The organism is Erwinia sp. JUb26, from assembly GCF_003751505.1.
In the GTDB taxonomy this organism is placed as follows: domain Bacteria; phylum Pseudomonadota; class Gammaproteobacteria; order Enterobacterales; family Enterobacteriaceae; genus Erwinia.
Genome location: NZ_RJVB01000022.1, coordinates 1 through 1,648, shown reverse-complemented (window position 1 = coordinate 1,648; position 1,648 = coordinate 1). Strand labels below are relative to the sequence as shown.

The following is a 1,648-nucleotide window of genomic DNA, read 5'->3' as shown; positions in this document are numbered from 1 at the left end:
TAAAAAATATCAAGTCTCACGAGTGAACACATAATGAAATTCATTATGACGTTTTACAGATGAGCATCGCTGAACGTGTTTCAGCAAATCGAACTTTTAATTGAAGAGTTTGATCATGGCTCAGATTGAACGCTGGCGGCAGGCCTAACACATGCAAGTCGAACGGTAGCACAGAGAGCTTGCTCTTGGGTGACGAGTGGCGGACGGGTGAGTAATGTCTGGGAAACTGCCCGATGGAGGGGGATAACTACTGGAAACGGTAGCTAATACCGCATAACGTCTTCGGACCAAAGTGGGGGACCTTCGGGCCTCACACCATCGGATGTGCCCAGATGGGATTAGCTAGTAGGTGGGGTAATGGCTCACCTAGGCGACGATCCCTAGCTGGTCTGAGAGGATGACCAGCCACACTGGAACTGAGACACGGTCCAGACTCCTACGGGAGGCAGCAGTGGGGAATATTGCACAATGGGCGCAAGCCTGATGCAGCCATGCCGCGTGTATGAAGAAGGCCTTCGGGTTGTAAAGTACTTTCAGCGGGGAGGAAGGCGATGAGGTTAATAACCTTATCGATTGACGTTACCCGCAGAAGAAGCACCGGCTAACTCCGTGCCAGCAGCCGCGGTAATACGGAGGGTGCAAGCGTTAATCGGAATTACTGGGCGTAAAGCGCACGCAGGCGGTCTGTCAAGTCAGATGTGAAATCCCCGGGCTTAACCTGGGAACTGCATTTGAAACTGGCAGGCTTGAGTCTCGTAGAGGGGGGTAGAATTCCAGGTGTAGCGGTGAAATGCGTAGAGATCTGGAGGAATACCGGTGGCGAAGGCGGCCCCCTGGACGAAGACTGACGCTCAGGTGCGAAAGCGTGGGGAGCAAACAGGATTAGATACCCTGGTAGTCCACGCTGTAAACGATGTCGACTTGGAGGTTGTGCCCTTGAGGCGTGGCTTCCGGAGCTAACGCGTTAAGTCGACCGCCTGGGGAGTACGGCCGCAAGGTTAAAACTCAAATGAATTGACGGGGGCCCGCACAAGCGGTGGAGCATGTGGTTTAATTCGATGCAACGCGAAGAACCTTACCTGGCCTTGACATCCACAGAACTTTCCAGAGATGGATTGGTGCCTTCGGGAACTGTGAGACAGGTGCTGCATGGCTGTCGTCAGCTCGTGTTGTGAAATGTTGGGTTAAGTCCCGCAACGAGCGCAACCCTTATCCTTTGTTGCCAGCGATTCGGTCGGGAACTCAAAGGAGACTGCCGGTGATAAACCGGAGGAAGGTGGGGATGACGTCAAGTCATCATGGCCCTTACGGCCAGGGCTACACACGTGCTACAATGGCGCATACAAAGAGAAGCGACCTCGCGAGAGCAAGCGGACCTCATAAAGTGCGTCGTAGTCCGGATCGGAGTCTGCAACTCGACTCCGTGAAGTCGGAATCGCTAGTAATCGTAGATCAGAATGCTACGGTGAATACGTTCCCGGGCCTTGTACACACCGCCCGTCACACCATGGGAGTGGGTTGCAAAAGAAGTAGGTAGCTTAACCTTCGGGAGGGCGCTTACCACTTTGTGATTCATGACTGGGGTGAAGTCGTAACAAGGTAACCGTAGGGGAACCTGCGGTTGGATCACCTCCTTACCTGAAGATAC

At 53.5% G+C, this 1,648-nt stretch carries 1 rRNA gene; it reads left to right on the top strand.

The window, feature by feature from the left end:
• Positions 1–97: 97 nt before the first annotated feature.
• A 16S ribosomal RNA gene (locus EC836_RS24540) occupies positions 98–1,637 on the top strand.
• Positions 1,638–1,648 lie beyond the last annotated feature (11 nt).